This is a genomic window from Rhizobium sp. BG4 (genome assembly GCF_016864575.1).
Taxonomy (GTDB): Bacteria; Pseudomonadota; Alphaproteobacteria; order Rhizobiales; family Rhizobiaceae; genus Rhizobium.
Map to the genome: position 1 here is coordinate 73824 of NZ_CP044125.1, position 19697 is coordinate 93520.

Genomic DNA, 19697 nt, shown 5'->3' on the forward strand with positions numbered 1-19697 from the left:
CCGCCGCCTTTCGCCGCTTTCAAAGTCCGAACAGTGCCGCACCGAGCGGCGCTGCTGCTCCGCCCTTTATCAAGGAAAAACCTGTCGCAAGCAAGAAAGCCGCAAAGCAGGCAAAAATCAGACCGTCGACGCGGTCCATGACCCCGCCATGTCCGGGAATCAGATGGCTCGAATCCTTCACGCCGAAACGGCGCTTGATGAAGGATTCGAAGAGATCGCCCGCCTGGCTGCAGACCGACAGGATGAAGGCGACCGCCGCAGCAACCAGCCAATCGGCGCCCGGCACGAAGATGTAGGCGATCAGGCTACCTGCAATCACCGCCGAGACGGCACCGCCCATGGCGCCCGATTGCGTCTTTCCGGGAGAGATCTTCGGCGCCAGCTTCGGGCCGCCGATGGCGCGGCCGACGAAATAGGCGAGAATATCGGTCGCCCAGACGACGGCGAAGACGAACAGCATGGCGTGAAGGCCGGAAAGGTCGGCGCCGCGGATTTCGGCGAGCGCGATCCCCGTCAGCCCGGCATAGACCACGCCTGCCGGAAACCAGCGGCTGACGCCACGCAGGACGACGAAGCCGATCGCGACCAGAAAGAGTGCCAGGAGAGCCCCGAGCGCCCAGTCGAAGCGCTCCAGCAGGATTGCGAGGGCTATGGCGCCCTGCCCGGCCCAACCGACGACATTGGCCGCCGGCTGTTCACGCTGCAGGCCTGTGATCGCCGACCATTCATAATAGATCAGCAGCCCGATCAGCGACGACAGCGCGCGGAACGCCAGACCTCCGTACCAGGTCGCCGCAAGCACGATCGCGGCCAGAATGATTCCTGAGATGATACGGAGCTTCAGTTCCTGCTGCATCAAGTACCCACTGCTGCGGCCTGCGACGACAAGCCACCGAAACGGCGGTCGCGGGCGGCGAATTTTTCGAGGGCGGAATAGAAGAGTTCGCGCCCGAAGTCCGGCCAGTATTCCGGCACGAAGATGAATTCGGAATAGGCGGCCTGCCAGAGCAGGAAGTTCGACAGCCGCTCCTCGCCGCTGGTGCGGATGATGAGGTCGGGGTCGGGAATGCCAGCCGTATCCAGCCGGGCATTGATCAGCGCCGGTGTCACGTCCTGCGCCCGCAGCACGCCGGCCTCGACGTCCTTGGCCAGGCTCACCATGGCCCGGGCGATCTCGTCGCGCGAGCCATAGTTGAAGGCGATCACGAGCGTCAGCGCAGTGTTGTTGCGCGTCGTCTCTTCAGCTTCCAGCAGCAGATCGAGAATGTCGCTGCGCAGCGTGTAGCGATCACCGATGATCCGGATGCGGACATTTTCGGAATGCAGTTCGGCAAGATCGCGGCGGATGAAGGCCTTGAGCAGGCCCATCAGATCCGACACTTCGGCTTCGGGCCGGCGCCAGTTCTCCGAAGAGAATGCGAACAGCGTCAGATACTTGACGCCAGCGTCGCCGGCAGCGCGCACGGTCTCGCGTACGGCTTCGACACCCTTGCGGTGGCCCATGGCGCGCGGCAGGCCACGCTGCTTGGCCCAACGGCCGTTGCCATCCATGATGATGGCAACGTGTTCTGGCATGCTTGCGAATGCTGGTTTCGACATTTCCCGTCCGGTTTCTTGGGGGCGCAGGCGAAAGCCTTAGACCTGCATGATTTCCTTTTCCTTATCCGCAAGCAAGCGATCGATTTCGGAAATCGTCTCATCCGTCATCTTCTGCACACGATCGGACTGGGCGCGGCTTTCATCCTGGCCAATGACACCGTCCTTTTCGGCTTTCTTAAGGCCGTCCATGCCGTCACGGCGAACATGGCGAATCGCCACCTTGCTCTTTTCGGCGTAATCGTGGGCAACCTTGACCAGCGACTTGCGGCGCTCTTCGTTGAGCTCCGGCAGCGGAATGCGCAGATTCTGGCCGTCGACGATCGGGTTCAGGCCGAGGCTCGATTCGCGGATGGCGCGCTCGGTGGCGGAAACCATCGACTTGTCCCAGACCGAGACCGACAACATGCGCGGCTCCGGCACGGTGATGTTGGCGACCTGGTTGAGCGGCACGCGCGAACCGTAGGCTTCGACCGTCACCGGATCCAGGATGTTGGCCGAGGCACGGCCGGTGCGCAGCGATGCGATATCGCTCTTGAATGCGGAAACCGCGCCATCCATGCGGCGCTTGATTTCCTTGATGTCGATGCCTTCACTCATAGCAATACTCCCGTCTCAGTCGCAATCGCGCCGTCTCACGCGGCGCAGTCTATCGTCAGTTGTCGGATACGATGGTCTTGAGGCCACCGCCCGTCAAGATTTCAGCAAAACCACCCTTCTCGTGGATCGAGAAGACGATGATCGGAATGGAGTTTTCGCGGGCAAGCGCAACGGCTGCGACGTCCATGACCGCGAGGCCCTTGTCGAGCACTTCCTTGTGCGTCAGCCGGTCGAAGCGCGTCGCGTCCGGAACCTTCTTCGGATCGGCCGAATAGATGCCGTCGACCTGCGTGCCCTTGAAGATCGCTTCGGCGCCCATTTCGGCGGCGCGCAGCGCTGCAGCGGAGTCGGTCGTGAAGAATGGATTGCCGGTACCGCCGGCGAAGATCACCACGCGGCCGAGCGACAGGTGGTAGAGCGTCGCGCGCTGGGAGAAGCTCTCACAGATCTCCGGCATGGCGATGGCCGACAGGACGACCGTATCGATATTCAGCTTGCGCAGCGAGGTTGCGAGCGCCAGCGCGTTGATGACGGTTGCGAGCATCCCCATGTGGTCGCCGGTGACCCGGTCGCCGCCCTTGGAAGCGACTGCAACGCCGCGGAAAATGTTGCCGCCGCCGACGACGACGCCGACTTCGACGCCCATCTGGCGGGCTTCAGCGATATCAGACGCAATGCGGTCCGCCACCGCTACGTCGATACCGAAGCCCTGGCTGCCCATGAGGGCTTCGCCGGAAGCCTTGAGTAGAACACGTTTGTAGACAGGCTCTCGCGACATCTTGGCTCCTCGTTAATCACCGCTGACTGCCGGATACACGAAGGGCACCGCGTTGTCACGCGATGCCCTTGCGTTTTCACATGTATGAGGCGCTATCAGCCCTTGGCGACAGCAGCAACTTCAGCAGCGAAGTCGCTCTCTTCCTTCTCGACGCCTTCGCCGAGGAGGAGGCGTGCCATGCCGACGACTTCGATCTTCGCGCCGGCTTCCTTTTCAGCTTCCTTGACAGCAGCGCCGACCGTCAGGTCGGGGTTGATGACGAAAGCCTGCGAGAGCAGAGCGACTTCTTCGAAGAACTTGCGCATACGGCCTTCAACCATCTTTTCGATGATGGCTTCCGGCTTGCCGGATTCGCGGGCCTGCTCGATGAAGACGTTGCGTTCGCGCTCGGCAACGGCAGCGTCGACTTCTTCAGCGCGGATCGCGAGCGGGTTGGTCGCAGCGATGTGCATGGCAACCTGGCGGCCGATCGAGGTCAGGACAGCCTTGTCGCCTTCCGACTTCAGAGCGACGAGAACGCCGAGCTTGCCGATGCCGTCGCCGGCAGCGTTGTGGATGTAGGTCGCAACAACGCCGTGCTCGACTTCGAGCTTGGCAGCGCGACGGAGCGTCATGTTTTCGCCGATGGTTGCGATCGCGTCCTTGATGGTGTCGGCGACCGGCTTGCCGGATGCCGGGTAGGTCGCAGCAGCGATGGCTTCAACCGAACCGTCGGTGCCGAGAGCAACGTTGGCGATGCCGCGGACGAGGTCCTGGAAGGCGTCGTTACGGGCAACGAAGTCGGTTTCGGAGTTCAGCTCGACGACAACAGCCTTGTGGCCGGCGCCAGCGATGGCAACCAGACCTTCGGCAGCAGCGCGGCCGGCCTTCTTGTCGGCCTTCGAGATGCCCTTGGCACGGAGCCAGTCGATCGCTGCTTCGATGTCGCCGTTGGTTTCCAGCAGCGCCTTCTTGCAGTCCATCATGCCTGCGCCGGACTTCTCGCGCAGTTCCTTTACCAGTGCAGCCGTAATCTCGGTCATAAGCTTCCTCTTTGTCGGTTCAAACGGTGGCCCGCGAAACGCGGTGCTGCACCGGATTGAGGCACGAAATGTACCTGTATGTATGACAGCGTGATGAATGACGCGTCATATCGAAACTGTGGCGGCAAGGGGCAGATCGCCCTCGCCTGAAATGGTCAAGGCCGCCGAACTTCTGAGAGTCGCGAGCGGCCTTTCCCAATCTCTGGAAAGCATGACGGGCGATACTGCCCGCCTGCTTCTTTATCAGGCGCCGGTTTCGTCGAGCGCCGGCTCAACCGGTGCATCGATCGCTGCGCCGAGATCGCGGCCCGATGCGCCCTGCTGACGAGCGATGCCGTCGATGGCAGCGCGTGCGATCAGGTCACAGTAGAGAGCGATGGCGCGCGAAGCGTCGTCGTTGCCCGGGATCGGGTAGTCGATCAGGTCCGGATCGCAGTTCGAGTCGATGATGGCAACGACCGGGATGCCGAGGCGCTTGGCTTCGTCGATCGCGATCTTTTCCTTGTTGGTGTCGATGATGAACATCAGGTCCGGCGTGCCGCCCATGTCCTTGATACCACCGAGAGCCTTGTCGAGCTTTTCGCGCTCGCGCTCGAGGTTCAGGCGTTCCTTCTTGGAGTAGCCGGAGCCTTCCGAGCTGAGGATCTCGTCGAGCTTGCGCAGGCGCTGGATCGAGTTGGAGATCGTCTTCCAGTTGGTCATCATGCCGCCGAGCCAACGCGAGTTGACGTAGTACTGAGCGGAACGCTTGGCCGAGTCAGCGATGAGCTCGGAAGCCTGACGCTTGGTGCCGACGAACAGAACGCGGCCGCCACGGGCAACGGTGTCGGACACGACCTGGAGGGCGCGCGACAGCATCGGAACCGTCTGAGCGAGGTCGATGATGTGAATGTTGTTACGATCGCCGAAAATGTACGGCTTCATCTTCGGGTTCCAGCGGTGCGTCTGGTGGCCGAAGTGGACGCCTGCTTCAAGAAGCTGGCGCATAGAAAAATCGGGCAATGCCATGCCTAGTCATCCTTTTCCGGTTGAACCCCCGCAAGACGAACAGCATCCTTTCGGGATGCCACCGGGCGGAACAATCCGGATTTCTCCCGGACCATCCCATGCCTTGCGTGCGGAATGCGGGTGCCCTTACAGTCGATTCACTGCAAATGCAAGGCTCGCGCGGAAAAAACTGCCTGATTGCAGGGATCCGCGGGCGCTGCCAGCGTCAATTGTCGGTTTCAGCCGGGCACGGCCAACCGGCCGGCGCCTTGAGACCCGACGGCAGCTTCGTCGAGGCGTCGCCGCAGGCAAGCTCGATCTGCGTCTGCTCCAGTCCCTGCGCCGAAGACAGATCGACGCCTTCGATGCGCGTCAGATACATGAAGGCACGGTCGAAGCTGACCTGACCGCCGAAAGTCGCGCCGACCATGTTGGCGCGCGACAGGTTCGCGAGCGAAAACTTAGATTCGCTGAGCGTTGCCTTGCTGAAATTGGTGCGGCCGAGCTCGGCCTTCTCGAAGCTGGAGCCCGAAAGCTGTGCGCCGGTGAAGTCGGCGCGCTGCAGCTCAGCAGCAACGAAGGAGGCCTTCTGCGCCGAGGCATTCTGGAAAACCGAGCGGTAGGCCTCGATCTTGTCGAACTTGGCGCCGTCAGCCTTGGCACCCTCGAGCCAGGCACGCACCAGCGTCGCCTTCTCGAAATTCGCCGAGGTGAGGTTGGCGCCTTTCAGGCTGGTCTGCGACAGGTCGGTATCCGAGAGATTGGCGCCCTCGAAGTCGCTCGACTCCAGCATCAGGTTCTTCTTGTTGCAATTGCTCCAATCGACGCCGGAATAAGGCGTGTCGCTGCAATCGGCCGCCAGCGCGGGCAGCGCGGCGCAGACGGCGCCGAGCGCGATCAAGGATGTCGCAAGCAATTTTACCGGCATGTGTGCCATGCCAACCTCCCGGAAGAAGACCTGCCGATTCGATGCGGCTTCAAGAGGTTACTTGCAGGTCTCGGGCTTCTTGTCGAGCATTTCAAGCTTGGCGAGCTTTCCCGTCAGAACGAAGTCGCCGTAGTCCATCGTCAAGTCACGGGTGATGCCGTTCTCATAGAGCTTGAACGACATGCGGTAGACTGGCAAGGCGTCGGTCTTGCTGTTCTCGTTGAAGTAGGAAATCGTCACCGGCCAGAAAGCGGTCTTGGCGAATGCGCCGGCATTACCGGCATCAGCCTCGTCGCCGGCCTTGGGGCTGACGAGCTTGCCGACAACGGTCGTGGTCGCCAGGGCCTTGTCGCCATCGTCGGAACCGTCGAAGACGCGGGCTTCGAAGAAGCGCTTGCCCGACTTGGCGTTCTCGATCACGTCGAGCATGTGCTCGGTGGGAAAACGGCTCTCGGCGAGCTGCAGCTCTTTCGCCTGCGGGCTCGTCAGATCGACGGTGACGCCATCGGCCTTGTCGCTCGCTTCGCCGTTCACTTCCTTGTCGAGTTGATCATCGGTGAAGGACTTCGTCTCGAAGGTGAACTTGCGGTCCTTGATATTCTCGAAGGTCTTGGTCTGCTGGTCGCTGACGCGGGTGTTGTCGCCGGTATCGATCTGCGTCACGAAACGGAAATTGGTTGTGAAGCCTTCACAGTAATTGCCGTTGAATTCGTAGACCATGCGGCCCGACATGCCGGCGATGCCCGAGCGTTCCGAGGCGTCCTTGAGCTCCAGATCGTAAATTGCTCGATGCGCGACAAGGCCCGAAGCGATCGCCGCTCCGGCAGCGGGCGCCGCAGCCCATGCATTTGCGGAAACGCTTGCAAGCAGCAGAGCGGCAAGACTCGATCGGAACATCCATTATCTCCTGTTGGACTCGGCCGCGATGTTATAAGAACGCTTTCGGCCAAATCGAGGCTGGAAGCTGTCATACGCAATATTCTAGTCTTGATGCATAATTTTTGAAGCATTGACAATGAAAGTGGAGGCGAAAATGTCCGACCAGATTGCCGCAAAACTCAAGGAAATGGGGATAACCCTGCCGGAAGCGGCTGCTCCTGCGGCGAACTATGTTCCCTATGTGATCAGCGGCGGACTTCTCTACATCTCCGGCCAGCTGCCGCTCGAAGGCGGCAAGGTCGCCGTCAGCGGCCATCTCGGCAAGAATGTCGACGTTGCCGCCGGCCAGCGCGCCGCCGAACTCTGCGCCATCAACATTCTGGCGCAGGCCAATGCCGCACTCGGCGGCAATCTCGGCCGCATCAAGCGCGTCATCAAGCTGAACGGCTTCGTCGCTTCCACGCCTGAATTCGTGGAGCAGCACCTCGTCATCAACGGCGCGTCCAACCTGATCGCCAACGTGCTTGGCGAAGCCGGCAAGCATGCACGCGCCGCCGTCGGCATGGCCGCCCTGCCGTTCAACGCCGCCGTCGAAATCGATGCCATCATGGAAATCGCATAACATGACCTCCGCAGCCTGGATCAAGGAACTCCCGGTCGCCCATCGCGGCTACCACGACACCAACAAGCTCGTGTGGGAAAACACGCTGAGCGCGTTTTCGCGCGCCGTCGAAGCCGGTTTTGCGATCGAATGCGACCTGCACTACGCCTCCGATGGCGTGCCGATCATCTTCCACGACGAGAACCTCGAACGCCTCTGCAACATGCCGGGCGATATCCGCGCGCGGACCTCGCAGGAACTCGGCCTGCTCTCGGTCGGCGGCACTGCCGACAAGATCCCGACGCTGAAGCAGCTGCTCGATCTCGTCCAGGGCAAGGTGCCGCTCGTGCTCGAACTCAAGGGCCGCGAAGCCGATGACGAAGGCTTTGCCGAAACAGTGCTCGAAGTGCTCGAGGGATACCAGGGCAAGGTGGCGCTGATGAGCTTCGACCATTGGCTGCTACGCGACCTGAAGGCGCTGAACGCGCCCTACCCGGTCGGCCTGACCGCTGGCGGCAACAAGCCGGAGGAATTCGAGGTGCATGAGAAGGCGATGGCGCTCGGCCTCGACTTCATCTCCTATTTCTTCGCCGACCTGCCGAACCCGTTCATCTCGGGCCAGCGCGCCAAGGGCATTCCGGTGATCACCTGGACGGTCCGCGACGAGAAGGCGCGCAAGCATACGTTCGAAAACGCCGATCAGATGACCTTCGAGGGATTTGATCCGCGCGTTTCGGTTTGATGCTCGCTTTTTGGACAAGATCATGCGCAGACTGAAAGGGAGCCACACTCCTCCCCCGAAGGCTTCGTCTTTTGCTCCATGACTGATGAAATCTCGATCCGCGTCGAACGGTCTTTTACCGCCATTTCCCCGGAGAGCTGGTCACGGCTCTCCGGAACATCGAAAGCGGCGGACACTGTTCCCTACAATCCATTCCTCTCCCACGCCTTCCTGTCGTCTCTCGAAGAGTCAGGTTCCGCGACGGCCGATACCGGCTGGCTCGGACATCACCTGTTGCTGGAGACAGACAAGGGAGAGCTGATCGGCGCCCTGCCCGGCTATCTCAAGAACCACAGCCAGGGTGAATATGTCTTCGATCACGGCTGGGCCGACGCCTTCGAACGCGCCGGTGGGCACTATTATCCGAAGCTGCAATGCTCGATCCCCTTCACGCCCGCGACCGGGCCGCGCCTCCTCGTCGCTGAAGGTTTCGAGCGGCGGCCGATCCAGACCGCGATTGCCGAAAGCCTCAAGGAAGTGGTGCGCCGCCTCGGCGTCTCCTCGGCGCATGTGACCTTCGTTCCCGAAGACGAGATTTCGGTCTTCGAGACGGACGGCTATCTGCATCGCACCGACCAGCAGTTCCATTTCATCAATGACGGCTATGCCGATCACGACGCCTTCCTGGAGACGCTGGCATCGCGCAAGCGCAAGGCGCTGAAGAAGGAGCGGCGGGCGGCGCTTGAGAACGGCATCAGCATCGACTGGCTGACCGGCGCCGATCTGACCGAGCGGATCTGGGACCAGTTCTTTTCTTTCTACATGGACACCGGCAGCCGCAAATGGGGCCGGCCGTATCTCACGCGAGACTTCTATTCACTGATCGGCGAACGCATGCCTGACGATATCCTGCTGGTGATGGCCAAGCGCGACGGGCGCTATGTGGCGGGCGCCATCAATTTCATCGGCGGCGATACGCTTTACGGCCGCCACTGGGGCTGTATCGAGGATCACCCCTACCTGCATTTCGAGGTCTGCTATCATCAGGCGATCGACTTTGCGCTTGCCAAGGGCCTGAAGCGGGTCGAGGCCGGGGCGCAGGGCGAGCACAAGCTCGCCCGCGGCTACCTGCCGGTCACGACGCATTCGGCGCATTACGTCGCTCATGCCGGGCTTCGCCGTGCGATCTCGGATTATCTCGAGCGCGAGCGCGAGGATGTCGAGCATATGAACGAGATCCTCACCGACCACAGCCCCTTTCGCAAAGGCGAACGGCAGCAGGAGGATTGACGCCCTCGCCTCCGCCGCGCTACCCGATCAGCACACATGAGGAGATTTCGATGACCAGCGCCGCCTATGACGACAACAACATCTTCGCCAAGATTCTGCGCGGCGAAATCCCCTCCCATCGCGTCTACGAAGACGAGCAGACCGTTGCCTTCATGGATGTGATGCCGCAAGCGCCGGGCCATGTGCTCGTCGTTCCCAAGGCTCCGTCGCGCAACCTCCTCGATGCCGATCCGGCAGCGCTTTCGCATTCGATCACCGTCGTCCAGAAAATCGCCAATGCCGTGCAGGATGCCTTCGACGCCGACGGCGTCTTCGTCTGCCAGTTCAACGAGACGGCGGCCGGCCAGACGGTGTTCCACCTGCACTTCCACGTCATCCCGCGCCACGAGGGCGTGGCGCTGAAGCCGCATTCCGGCAAGATGGAAGACGGCGCCGTGCTTGCCGCCAATGCCGAGAAGATCAAGGCCGAGCTCGGCTGAGCCAGCAATCGTCGGGAGAACTATCGATGATCCGTCATACCGTGGCGTTCCGCCTCAAGCATTCCGCCGGTTCGCCTGAAGAGAAGGCGTTTCTCAGTGCCGCACTCGATCTGGCGCAGATTCCGAGCGTGCGCAACTTCGAGCAACTCCGTCAGACCAGCCCGAAGAACGCCTTCGCGTTCGGCTTTTCCATGGAGTTCGAAAACCAGGCCGGCTACGACGCCTATAATGTGCATCCCGCCCATGTCGCCTTCGTGCGCGACCGGTGGGTGCCCGAGGTCGAGGATTTCCTCGAAATCGACTACCAGCCACTCTGAGGCCGGCGACCACTTGAAAGCAGAAGAGGCCGCATCGCTGCGGCCTCTTCGTTATTCACCTGCCGGTGACATTCAGTTCTTGCGCGGCACTTTCGGTACCGCGCTGCCCTTCTTGGGCGCGGATTTGACTTCGGGCTCGGCCGAGGCTTTGGCCTTCTTCGCCGTGACCTTCTTCGCCTTGGTCTTCAGCTCGCCATCGTCGTCATGATCGGCTTCCGGATGGATGGCCTCTGCTTCGGGCTTCGGCTTGATCGGCGCCAGTTCCGAAACGGAATTGAGCACGATGCCGGGTTTGCCGTCTTCCTTCGGACCGACGCTGACGGTGACGACGCCACCCTTCTTCAGCTTGCCGAACAGGATTTCGTTGGCCAGGGGCTTCTTGATGACATCCTGGATGACGCGAGCGAGCGGGCGGGCACCCATCTTCTCGTCGTAACCCTTTTCGGCCAGCCAGGCGATCGCATCCTCGTGCAGGTCGAAGGTCACGTTGCGTTCGGAAAGCTGTGCTTCCAGCTGCATGATGAACTTCTGGACGACCTTGTGGATGACGGCGGTCGGCAGCGAGGCGAACGGAATGATCGCATCGAGACGGTTGCGGAACTCCGGCGTGAACAGGCGGTTCAGCGCCTCTTCATCCTCACCGCTGCGCTTCGACGAACCGAAGCCGAAGGCGGCCTTGGCCATTTCGGACGCGCCCGCATTGGTCGTCATGATCAGGATGACGTTGCGGAAGTCGATCTTCTTGCCGTTATGGTCGGTCAGCGTGCCGTGGTCCATCACCTGCAACAGGATGTTGTAGATGTCGGGATGCGCCTTCTCGATTTCGTCGAGCAGAACGACGCAATGCGGATGCTGGTCGACGCCATCGGTCAGGAGACCGCCCTGGTCGAAGCCGACATAGCCGGGAGGCGCGCCCAGCAGACGGGAAACCGTGTGCCGCTCCATGTACTCGGACATGTCAAAGCGCAGCATCTCGACGCCGAGCGAGGAAGCAAGCTGCTTGGCGACTTCCGTCTTGCCGACGCCCGTCGGGCCGGAGAAGACGTAGGAGCCGATCGGCTTGTTCGGCTCGCGCAGACCGGCACGGGCCAGCTTGATCGCCGTCGACAGGGCTTCGATCGCCGTATCCTGGCCGTAGACCACCGAACGCAGTTCCTGCTCGAGATTGGCAAGAACGGCTTCGTCATCCTTCGACACGGTCTTCGGCGGAATGCGGGCCATGGTCGCGATCGTCGCTTCGATCTCCTTTTCGGTGATCAGCTTGCGGCGGCGCGACGGCGGCAACAGCATCTGGGCCGCACCGGTTTCGTCGATGACATCGATCGCCTTGTCCGGCAGCTTGCGGTCCGAGATATAGCGGGCCGACAGCTCGACAGCCGACTTGATGGCGTCATTCGAATAACGCAGGTGGTGATACTCTTCGAAATAAGGCTTCAGGCCCTTCATGATTTCGATCGCATCGTCGATCGACGGCTCGTTGACGTCGATTTTCTGGAAGCGGCGAACCAGAGCCCGGTCCTTTTCGAAGAACTGGCGGTATTCCTTGTAGGTGGTCGAACCGATGCAACGGATCGCACCCGAAGACAGAGCGGGCTTCAGGAGGTTCGATGCATCCATCGCGCCGCCCGAGGTGGCGCCGGCGCCGATCACGGTATGGATCTCGTCGATGAACAGAACGGCGCCCGGATACTCTTCGAGTTCCTTGACGACCTGCTTCAGGCGCTCTTCGAAGTCACCGCGGTAGCGGGTGCCGGCGAGCAGCGTGCCCATGTCGAGCGAGAAGATGGTGGCGTCAGCGAGCGCTTCCGGAACCTTGCCTTCGACGATGCGCTTGGCGAGGCCTTCGGCAATCGCCGTCTTGCCCACGCCGGGATCACCGACATAGAGCGGATTGTTCTTCGAACGGCGGCACAGGACCTGGATCGTGCGGCTGACTTCGGCGTGGCGGCCGATCAGCGGGTCGATCTTGCCGGTCTTGGCCTTCTCGTTGAGATTGACGCAGTAAGCCTTCAGCGCATCCTGCTGCTTTTTGCCGGCTGCATCGTCCTCGCCGCCGCGCGAGGTGCTCGGCTTGCTTTCGGACTCATCCTCGGCACCGCGCGGGGTGCGGCTTTCCGACGAGCCCGGCCGCTTGCCGATCCCGTGCGAGATGTAGTTGACCGCGTCGTAGCGGGTCATTTCCTGTTCCTGCAGGAAGTATGCGGCATGGCTTTCGCGCTCGGCGAAGATGGCGACGAGCACGTTGGCGCCGGTCACTTCTTCGCGGCCGGAAGACTGGACATGGATGACGGCACGCTGGATGACGCGCTGGAAGCCGGAGGTCGGCTTGGAGTCCTCGTCATATCCGGTGACCAGGTTGGAGAGTTCGTTGTCGATGTACTCGATCAGTGTCTTGCGGAGCGCGTCGAGATCGACATTGCAGGCACCCATGACCGCGGCCGCATCGGAGTCGTCTACAAGGGCGAGCAGCAGATGCTCGAGCGTGGCATATTCGTGATGCCGCTCGTTGGCAAAGGTCAGTGCCTGATGGAGCGCCTTTTCTAAGCTAGGCGAAAATGTTGGCACGTTGTGATCCTCACTTCTTTTCCATGACGCATTGCAGCGGATGCTGATGCTGCCGGGCAAAGTCCATCACCTGGCTCACCTTGGTCTCCGCTACCTCGTATGTGAATATCCCGCATTCACCGACGCCGTGGTTATGGACATGCAGCATGATGCGGGTGGCACTTTCGCGATCTTTCTGGAAAAACCGCTCCAGGATGTGGATGACGAATTCCATGGGGGTGTAGTCGTCATTCAGGATGAGCACGCGGTAGAGATTAGGCTTCTTGGTCTTCGGCTTGGTACGTGTAATGACCGAGGTTCCGCGATTTCCGTTGTCCCCGTTCCTTTCGCCATCGTTTTGCATCCGGATCGGCTTTGCGATCATTTTCATTCATTCCTCGATCAGTCCGATGGTGCATGGGAGGATGCTTTACCCACCGAATATCTGAAACACTAACTTAGTTCATAATGCTGCGATTTTAAGCCCCTTGTTCCCGACTGCAATCACAATTCCGCAGGACTTGACGCAAACGCGAAAAAAGTCCCGGACTATTTCTTGAACGCGGCAGAAAACAAAAAAGACCGGCCGCAAGTGCGTAGCCGGTCTTCGTTTTTCAAGGGGTGCGCCCATCGGGCGCATGAAATCAGGCCGCGGCGGGCGTCGCCTGCGCTGCGGCCTTGGCGGCCTTCACGATCGGCGCCGGAACCTGTGCCTCGTAGGGCTTGTAGGCGCCCTTGGCGAGGTCGGAATACATGTCGCCCATCTTGGTGGCTTCGGCAACGAAGCTTTCGTAGGACGATTTCACATAACTGCTCTGAAGGTCGAAGGCAGCTTCGATGCTGCGAACGCCCGTCAGCGCCTCGAAATGCTTGACTGCGTCTTCAAAGGATTTCTTGGAATATTCCACCGCTTCGGTGGCGATCGCCTGGAAGCCCTTGGCGCTATCCGAATAGCTCTTGAGCATCGTGTCCATGGCTTCCTTGCTCTTGCGGTTCGTCTCGTCAAAGTTGAACATGCACATCCTCCTCTTCGGCTCTGCAGCAAAAAAGGTAGCTGCAAAGCTTCAGGAGTCAAGCGATTTTGTGCGATGCAAAACGACTCATGCGTGCATTCGCGTTCAGAAATACTCCAGCAAAAAAGAGGAACGTACATCCATCATTGATTTTGCAGACATATATCAGCAAGTCGCAACCTGAGGCTTCGCCATTAGCCAGCGAAGCCTCGAAACACATTTGCGTTTGCCTCCTAGTCGAGCAGATCGGCCGGCACCTTGCCGCCATTTTCCGACAGCCGCTTCATCAGCGCCTTGTGCAGGAACATGTTCATCTTGGCGGAGTCGCCGGGATCACCGGAATAACCGAGCTCGGCTGCCAGCTCCTTGCGCTCGGCAAGGCTGGCATCCATGCCGACCGCCTTCATCAGATCGACGATCGAGCGGCGCCAGTCGAGCTTCTGGCCGCTCTTCTTCACGGCAGCATCGAGGATGGGTACGATATCGACGGGAGCTGCGGTGCTCGGCGCGGGTGCGGAGGGCGCCGGAGATGCTGCGGGCGCTGCAGCCGCAGGGGCGACCGAAGGCGAAGCGGGAGCCGCCGCAGCGGGCTCGGCCTTCGGCGGCGCAGCGGCCGTTACCGGTGCCGCCTTGGCCTCACCGAAGATCGCATGCTTGATCTTATCGAAAATACCCATGTCCTCAGCCTCCATCTTGGTTGATCGCATTCGCAATCCCTAAAATGGAGCAGAGGACGGGTTCATCCAGCGATTCCACCCGGATTGTTTCGGCAAAAACAAACGGGCCGCAGAGCGGCCCGTGATATCCAGCGAATGGCGGCGCTGATCAGAGATCGACGTCGAGGATCGCCATCGAGAAGTTATAGGAGCGGTCGCCGTCTTCGTCATCGATATAGACGACACCCAGGAACTCCTCGCCGAGGTAAACTTCAGCCGAGTCGTTCTTGCGCGGACGCGCCTTCACGACGATTTCCGGATTGAGCGTTTTCTTGAAATAGGCGTCGAGCTTCTTGAGTTCTTCAGGCTTCACACTTGATCTCCTAGCGGTCTCAGTTGGCCGCTTCTTGCACAGGAAAAGCGGCGCTGTAAAGGCTGCCAGCATGCAAGTGCACCGGCTTTCCCCTTGCGTTTGTGGCCCGCTTTTTCAGCCGTTTCTGATATGAGCGGCTCAGATATCGGCGCCGATCACCTGGTCCATTATCCGCGACGGCTCCGAACACCCGGCTTCTCCGACCACCTTCGCCGGCACGCCGGCAACGGTCGTCTTCGGGGAACGGCCTTCAGCACCACCGAGCCTGCGGCGACGCGCGAGCAATAGCCGATCTCGATATTGCCGAGGATCTTGGCACCCGCGCCGATCAGCACGCCGCTACCGATCTTCGGATGGCGATCTGCGCCTTCCTTGCCGGTACCGCCGAGCGTCACGCCATGCAGGATCGAGACGTTGTCACCGATCACAGCCGTTTCGCCGACCACCAGACCGGTTGCGTGATCGAGGAAGATGCCCTTCCCGATCCGCGCCGCCGGATTGATATCCGTCTGAAATACACTGGACGAACGGCTCTGCAGATAGAGCGCCAGATCGCGGCGTCCACGGTTAAGCAGCCAATGAGCCAGGCGATGGGTCTGCAGCGCGTGAAAACCCTTGAAATAGAGCACGGCCTCCATGAAGCGCAGGCACGCGGGATCGCGGTCGTAGATCGCCTGGATGTCGACACGCAGGATGTCGCTCCATTCCGGCCAATCGGACAGCATCTCGTCAAAAGCCTGACGCAGCAGCGTCGCCTGCATATCGGGATGGTCGAGGCGTTCGCAGATACGGTGGATGACGCATTCTTCCAGCGAGCGGTGATTGATCACCGTCGAATAAAGGAAAGCCGCCAGGACCGGATCCTTCTCGGCAGCAACGCGCGCTTCTTCGCGCAGGCTGTCCCAGATCGGATCCATCACCTTGAGCGAGCTTGCAGCTTCAAGAGGACGAATGTCTGTCTTCGCGACCATTACCGGTCTCCTCATTTCCCTTGGGAAGGTCATTGTATAAAGCAAAACGGCTGTAACATAAATGGGTGCAGCCGCCAGACCTTTTTAGGATGATTTTTCCGTGAAGATCCGCCCAAAAGCGGCATGTCACCGTCAGGCGACTTTCTCGTAAAACTCCAGAACGGCCTTCTTGAACACCCTGTCGCCGACCGCCAGCATGTGGTCGCGGCCCGGGATATCCAACGCTTCGGCATTCGGCATCAGGGCGGCAAGCTCCTGAGGCGAACCCGCGATGTCGTCCTTTGTTCCGACGCCGATCAAGGTCGGCGCCTCGATCTTGCCCATGTCGGCCCTTGCGACAAGATCGCGCGATCCGCGGATGCACATGGCAAGCGCCTGGCGGTCGCTCCTAGTCTGCTCGGCAAACATGCGGAACATGCGGCCGCGATCATGCGTGACGGTATCGAGCGAGGGCGCCAGCAGTGCATCGGCGATCGGGTCCCAGTCGCCGACGCCATCAGTCATGCCGATGCCGAGACCGCCGAGCACCAGCGAGCGGACGCGGTGCGGATTGGCAAGTGCTGCGAAGACGGAGATGCGGGCACCCATCGAGTAGCCCATGACATTGGCTTCCGGAATGCCGAGATGGTCGAGAAGCGCCATGGAGTCGGCCGCCATGACCCAGGGGCGGTAAGCCTCGGAATCGTGCGGCTTGTCGCTTGCGCCATGGCCGCGGTTGTCCATGGCGATGACGCGGTAGCCGGCATCGCCCAGCGTTTTCAGCCAGCCCGGATGCACCCAGTTCACATTGGCGGTCGAGGCAAATCCGTGGATCAGCAGGACCGGCGCACCATTCGGATCGCCTTCATCGAAATAGGCGAGGTTGAGGCCATCATGCGTGAAGCTGGAGAATGCTGGCGTATTCAAGTTCATAAAGGCTGGTTCCTGTTTGCGGCGGACCATATTTTATCGCTGCCGCGAGGTGAACCCCGGCGGGCAAAAAACCATGCCGCTTGCGGCGCTTTGGCTCTACACATTTGCGGCGAAGAAAGATAATGTCCGGCCAAATTTCAAAGCATTCGGAGACAGACATGGCCGGCCACAGCATTCCTCACTTCCAGAACGACGGCGGACACCGCGTGATCGAAGTCGGCGTGAAGGAATTCATGTGCACCGGCGCATCCGTGCCGTTCGACCATCCGCATATCTTCATCGACATGGGCGACGACAACGAGAAGGTCTGCTCCTACTGCTCGACGCTCTACCGCTTCAACGGCGCGCTGAAGTCCAACCAGACGAACCCGGCCGGCTGCGTTTTCCACGTCAAGGCCGCCTGATCATTTCTTCCGGGATCGGATAACAGATGCCGGTCGAACATGCCTCCATTGCGGGCGCTGGAATTGCGGGGCTGACGGCCGCGCTGGCGCTTGCCAGGCACGGTATCGGCTCCGACATATTCGAGCAGGCGAGCGAACTTGCCGAAGTCGGCGCCGGACTGCAGCTCTCTCCCAATGCATCGCGAATCCTGCGTCAACTCGGCGTTCTCTCCGAGATCGAAAAGCACTGGCTTGAGCCCGAGATGATCCGGCTCGTCGCCGGCGATACGCTGCGGCCTCTCGCCGCCGTTCCGGCCGGACGTTTTGCGCGCGACCGGTGGGATGCACCTTATGGCGTGCTGCATCGCGCGACCTTGCAACGGGTTCTGCTCGAAGCCGTGCGCAGCAATCCGCTCTGCCGCCTGCATCTTGGAACACCCTTCGAATCCGCCAGCCTGCCTGCCGGGTTGGTGATCGGCGCCGATGGCGTCTGGTCGAAGATGCGCCAGCATATTCCCGGCGCACCCTCGCCGCGGTTCTCCGGCAATATCGCCTATCGCTTCACGATTTCTCAGGCGTCGGCGCCGGATTTTCTCGATCGCGACAATGTCGCGGCCTATCTCGGCCCGTCCGCGCATCTCGTCTGCTATCCGCTGAAGGAGACCGCGAGCTTCAATCTGGTGGCGATCACCGGCGGCACGGATGACCGGCACCTCTGGGACGGCGGAGCGGAACGTCACCAGCTGGAGATATTGCGATCGCGCTTCAAGGGCTGGCACCCGGGCATCAAGTCACTCTTTGGCGACATCGCACCAACCTTCTGGCCGCTCTACGAGGCGACCGAGGGACGCTGGCAGAACGGGCGTGACCGCGTGCTGATCGGCGATGCCGCACATGCGATGATGCCCTTTGCCGCACAGGGCGCGGCGATGGCGATCGAGGATGCTTTCGAGCTTGGTGAGATGTTGTCTCGGGAAGGTGCCGGACAGGCCCTGCCCCGCTTCGAGGCGCTGAGGACGGCGCGGATCGCCAGGATTCGCAAGCGCGGTGCGTTCAACCGCTTTGCCTATCACGCCCGCGGTCCCGTCAGGATCGGGCGTGATATCGTCTTGTCGCTGAAGCCGCCGCAAAGTCTCGCGGCGGATCTCGACTGGATCTACGGCTACCGGCCGCAGGCCTGATCAGACGGCGTTCGACGCGGCAAAGCCGCGCTCGATGTCGGCCTTGATGTCGGCAACATCTTCGAGACCGATCTGCAGGCGGATCAGCGGGCCGCCTTCCGGCGCCTTGGCGATACGGCGGTCGTTCAGGTTGACGTGAACCGCGAGGCACTCGAAACCACCCCAGGACCAGCCGAGGCCGAAGATGCTGAGCGCATCGAGGAAGGCATGCGCCTTCGGCTTGAACTGCTCGGCGGAATCGGCCTTGAGCACGAAGGAGAAAATGCCGCTGGCGCCCTTGAAGTCACGCTTCCAGAGGTCGTGCCCCTTGAAGCTCGGCAGGGCCGGATGCAGCACCTTCGCCACTTCGTCCCGGCCCTCAAGCCATTTTGCAACGGCAAGCGCGCTTTCATAGTGGCGCTCCAGGCGGATGCCCATGGTGCGCAGTCCGCGCAACACCTGGTAAGCGTCGTCGGGCGCGCCGCAGATACCGAGCGTGATGTTGGCTTCCTTCAGCTGCTCCCAATGCTTGGCATTGGCCGAAACGGTGCCCATCAGGATATCGGAATGACCGGCCGGATACTTGGTCGCGGCGTGGATCGAGATATCAACGCCGAAATCGAGCGGGCGGAAATAGACCGGGGTCGCCCAGGTGTTGTCCATGGCAACGACGGCGCCGTGCTTGTGGGCGATTGCGGCGATGGCCGGGATGTCCTGCATCTCGAAGGTGTTCGAGCCCGGCGCCTCGGTGTGCACCAGCTTGGTATTCGGCTTGAACAGCTGCTCGATTCCCGCGCCGATCGCCGGGTCGTAGTACTCCACCTCAACGCCGAGGCGCGTCAGCATCGTATCGCAGAAATGGCGGGTCGGCGTGTAGACGGAATCAACGATCAGCGCATGATCGCCTGCCGAGAGGAAGGCAAGGAACGGCACCGTGACCGCCGCCAGGCCCGACGGTACCAGGATCGTTCCGGCAGATCCCTCCAGTGCGTCGATCGCCTCGCAAAGCGCATCCGTCGTCGGCGTGCCGCGGGTACCATAGGTGTATTTCTGCGCCCGCGTTTCCATCGCCTTGGCATTCGGGAACAGCACGGTCGATGCATGCACCACGGGCGGATTGACGAAGCCGTGATATTCCGAGGGATCGTTGCCGAGATGCGAGAGGCGGGTGTTGATGCCTGCATTCTGCAGGAGACCGTCTTTGTCTTTCATAGTCTGAAATAGCCTTTGGCGAGGGATGCAATGGGCGAGTTTTGGACCTCGGGAAAAGGCCGGTCAACCCCGTAGCCGGAACTGCCCGAAAATTACCCGCATCGTTACTTTCGCAGATATATCAGTGAATTGCGCGGTATTTTTCCGCAAAACACTGCCCAAATACTATCCAACTGCCTATGAGAACGGCGCATTTTGCCAAAATGCCGAATTTTGCCGCATTTATTGTCTGCGACACTTGACCGTCTTGGCATTTGCGACTGTGATAGAACCAC

Annotated in this window: 22 protein-coding genes and 1 pseudogene; 7 read left to right on the plus strand and 16 right to left on the minus strand. The window is 60.9% G+C overall.

Translation table 11 applies throughout. The features are described from left to right. Nucleotides 1-19: 19 nt before the first annotated feature. From F2982_RS00380 to F2982_RS00415, 8 genes are all read right to left on the minus strand, one after another. Nucleotides 20-856 carry a phosphatidate cytidylyltransferase gene (locus F2982_RS00380; protein WP_203428935.1) on the minus strand — a complete coding sequence of 279 codons (837 nt, stop codon included), beginning with the start codon at nucleotides 854-856 and terminating at the stop codon, nucleotides 20-22. Then, complete coding sequence (locus F2982_RS00385) at nucleotides 856-1599, minus strand: isoprenyl transferase (RefSeq protein WP_112711731.1); 744 nt, start codon at nucleotides 1597-1599, stop codon at nucleotides 856-858. The genes F2982_RS00380 and F2982_RS00385 overlap by 1 nt, the downstream gene beginning before the upstream one ends. 36 nt (nucleotides 1600-1635) lie before the next feature. Next, a complete protein-coding gene (gene frr, locus F2982_RS00390; protein WP_112711729.1) occupies nucleotides 1636-2196 on the minus strand; it encodes a ribosome recycling factor in 561 nt (186 codons plus the stop codon). A 55-nt stretch (nucleotides 2197-2251) separates the two neighbouring features. Further along, nucleotides 2252-2974 (minus strand): UMP kinase, encoded by a 723-nt coding sequence (pyrH, locus tag F2982_RS00395; protein ID WP_112711727.1) that lies wholly within the window; start codon nucleotides 2972-2974, stop codon nucleotides 2252-2254. Nucleotides 2975-3069: 95 nt separating this feature from the next. Then, nucleotides 3070-3996, minus strand: a complete 927-nt coding sequence (gene tsf / locus F2982_RS00400) for a translation elongation factor Ts (RefSeq protein WP_112711725.1) — start codon at nucleotides 3994-3996, stop codon at nucleotides 3070-3072. 243 nt (nucleotides 3997-4239) lie between these two features. Next, complete coding sequence (rpsB, locus tag F2982_RS00405; protein ID WP_112711723.1) at nucleotides 4240-5004, minus strand: 30S ribosomal protein S2; 765 nt, start codon at nucleotides 5002-5004, stop codon at nucleotides 4240-4242. A gap of 205 nt (nucleotides 5005-5209) precedes the next feature. Then, nucleotides 5210-5911 carry a pentapeptide repeat-containing protein gene (locus tag F2982_RS00410; RefSeq protein ID WP_203429987.1) on the minus strand — a complete coding sequence of 234 codons (702 nt, stop codon included), beginning with the start codon at nucleotides 5909-5911 and terminating at the stop codon, nucleotides 5210-5212. 57 nt (nucleotides 5912-5968) lie between these two features. Then, on the minus strand, nucleotides 5969-6808 hold the full coding sequence (locus tag F2982_RS00415; protein WP_130278396.1) for a cell envelope integrity EipB family protein: 840 nt from the start codon (nucleotides 6806-6808) through the stop codon (nucleotides 5969-5971). A 136-nt stretch (nucleotides 6809-6944) separates the two neighbouring features. On the opposite strand from F2982_RS00415, the gene F2982_RS00420 reads away from it, so the two are divergent. From F2982_RS00420 to F2982_RS00440, 5 genes are all read left to right on the plus strand, one after another. Continuing rightward, nucleotides 6945-7412 (plus strand): RidA family protein, encoded by a 468-nt coding sequence (locus tag F2982_RS00420; protein WP_203428936.1) that lies wholly within the window; start codon nucleotides 6945-6947, stop codon nucleotides 7410-7412. A 1-nt stretch (nucleotide 7413) separates the two neighbouring features. Next, the gene (locus F2982_RS00425) at nucleotides 7414-8133 is read left to right on the plus strand and encodes a glycerophosphodiester phosphodiesterase (RefSeq protein ID WP_203428937.1); all 720 of its coding nucleotides are present in this window, start codon (nucleotides 7414-7416) and stop codon (nucleotides 8131-8133) included. Nucleotides 8134-8211: 78 nt separating this feature from the next. Next, nucleotides 8212-9402: a GNAT family N-acetyltransferase gene (locus F2982_RS00430; protein ID WP_203428938.1), complete on the plus strand. Its 1191-nt coding sequence runs from the start codon at nucleotides 8212-8214 to the stop codon at nucleotides 9400-9402. Between the two features lie 50 nt (nucleotides 9403-9452). Beyond that, the gene (locus F2982_RS00435; protein WP_203428939.1) at nucleotides 9453-9881 is read left to right on the plus strand and encodes an HIT family protein; all 429 of its coding nucleotides are present in this window, start codon (nucleotides 9453-9455) and stop codon (nucleotides 9879-9881) included. A gap of 26 nt (nucleotides 9882-9907) precedes the next feature. After that, nucleotides 9908-10198, plus strand: a complete 291-nt coding sequence (locus F2982_RS00440) for a Dabb family protein (protein ID WP_130278399.1) — start codon at nucleotides 9908-9910, stop codon at nucleotides 10196-10198. A 72-nt stretch (nucleotides 10199-10270) separates the two neighbouring features. Here F2982_RS00440 and clpA read toward each other — a convergent pair whose 3' ends face one another. From clpA to F2982_RS00475, 7 genes and pseudogenes are all read right to left on the minus strand, one after another. Beyond that, on the minus strand, nucleotides 10271-12763 hold the full coding sequence (clpA, locus tag F2982_RS00445) for an ATP-dependent Clp protease ATP-binding subunit ClpA (RefSeq protein ID WP_203428940.1): 2493 nt from the start codon (nucleotides 12761-12763) through the stop codon (nucleotides 10271-10273). A gap of 10 nt (nucleotides 12764-12773) precedes the next feature. Continuing rightward, entirely contained in the window at nucleotides 12774-13127 is a 354-nt protein-coding gene (gene clpS / locus F2982_RS00450; RefSeq protein WP_112388172.1) for an ATP-dependent Clp protease adapter ClpS, read from the minus strand. Between the two features lie 259 nt (nucleotides 13128-13386). Beyond that, nucleotides 13387-13758 carry a phasin family protein gene (locus F2982_RS00455; RefSeq protein ID WP_112711707.1) on the minus strand — a complete coding sequence of 124 codons (372 nt, stop codon included), beginning with the start codon at nucleotides 13756-13758 and terminating at the stop codon, nucleotides 13387-13389. Nucleotides 13759-13988: 230 nt separating this feature from the next. Next, the gene (locus F2982_RS00460) at nucleotides 13989-14432 is read right to left on the minus strand and encodes a DUF3597 domain-containing protein (RefSeq protein WP_203428941.1); all 444 of its coding nucleotides are present in this window, start codon (nucleotides 14430-14432) and stop codon (nucleotides 13989-13991) included. Between the two features lie 148 nt (nucleotides 14433-14580). Next, nucleotides 14581-14784 (minus strand): DUF3126 family protein, encoded by a 204-nt coding sequence (locus F2982_RS00465; RefSeq protein WP_112388095.1) that lies wholly within the window; start codon nucleotides 14782-14784, stop codon nucleotides 14581-14583. A 138-nt stretch (nucleotides 14785-14922) separates the two neighbouring features. Beyond that, nucleotides 14923-15755 (minus strand): annotated as a pseudogene (gene cysE / locus F2982_RS00470) (serine O-acetyltransferase). 132 nt (nucleotides 15756-15887) lie between these two features. Next, on the minus strand, nucleotides 15888-16667 hold the full coding sequence (locus F2982_RS00475) for an alpha/beta hydrolase (RefSeq protein ID WP_203428942.1): 780 nt from the start codon (nucleotides 16665-16667) through the stop codon (nucleotides 15888-15890). Between the two features lie 158 nt (nucleotides 16668-16825). Between F2982_RS00475 and F2982_RS00480 the strand changes: the two genes are divergently transcribed. Both F2982_RS00480 and F2982_RS00485 read left to right on the plus strand, forming a co-directional pair. Continuing rightward, nucleotides 16826-17071 (plus strand): zinc-finger domain-containing protein, encoded by a 246-nt coding sequence (locus F2982_RS00480; protein ID WP_112711699.1) that lies wholly within the window; start codon nucleotides 16826-16828, stop codon nucleotides 17069-17071. A 26-nt stretch (nucleotides 17072-17097) separates the two neighbouring features. Further along, entirely contained in the window at nucleotides 17098-18231 is a 1134-nt protein-coding gene (locus tag F2982_RS00485) for an FAD-dependent monooxygenase (protein ID WP_203428943.1), read from the plus strand. On the opposite strand, the gene F2982_RS00490 is transcribed toward F2982_RS00485, so the two are convergent. After that, a complete protein-coding gene (locus F2982_RS00490) occupies nucleotides 18232-19422 on the minus strand; it encodes a cystathionine beta-lyase (protein WP_203428944.1) in 1191 nt (396 codons plus the stop codon). Nucleotides 19423-19697 lie beyond the last annotated feature (275 nt).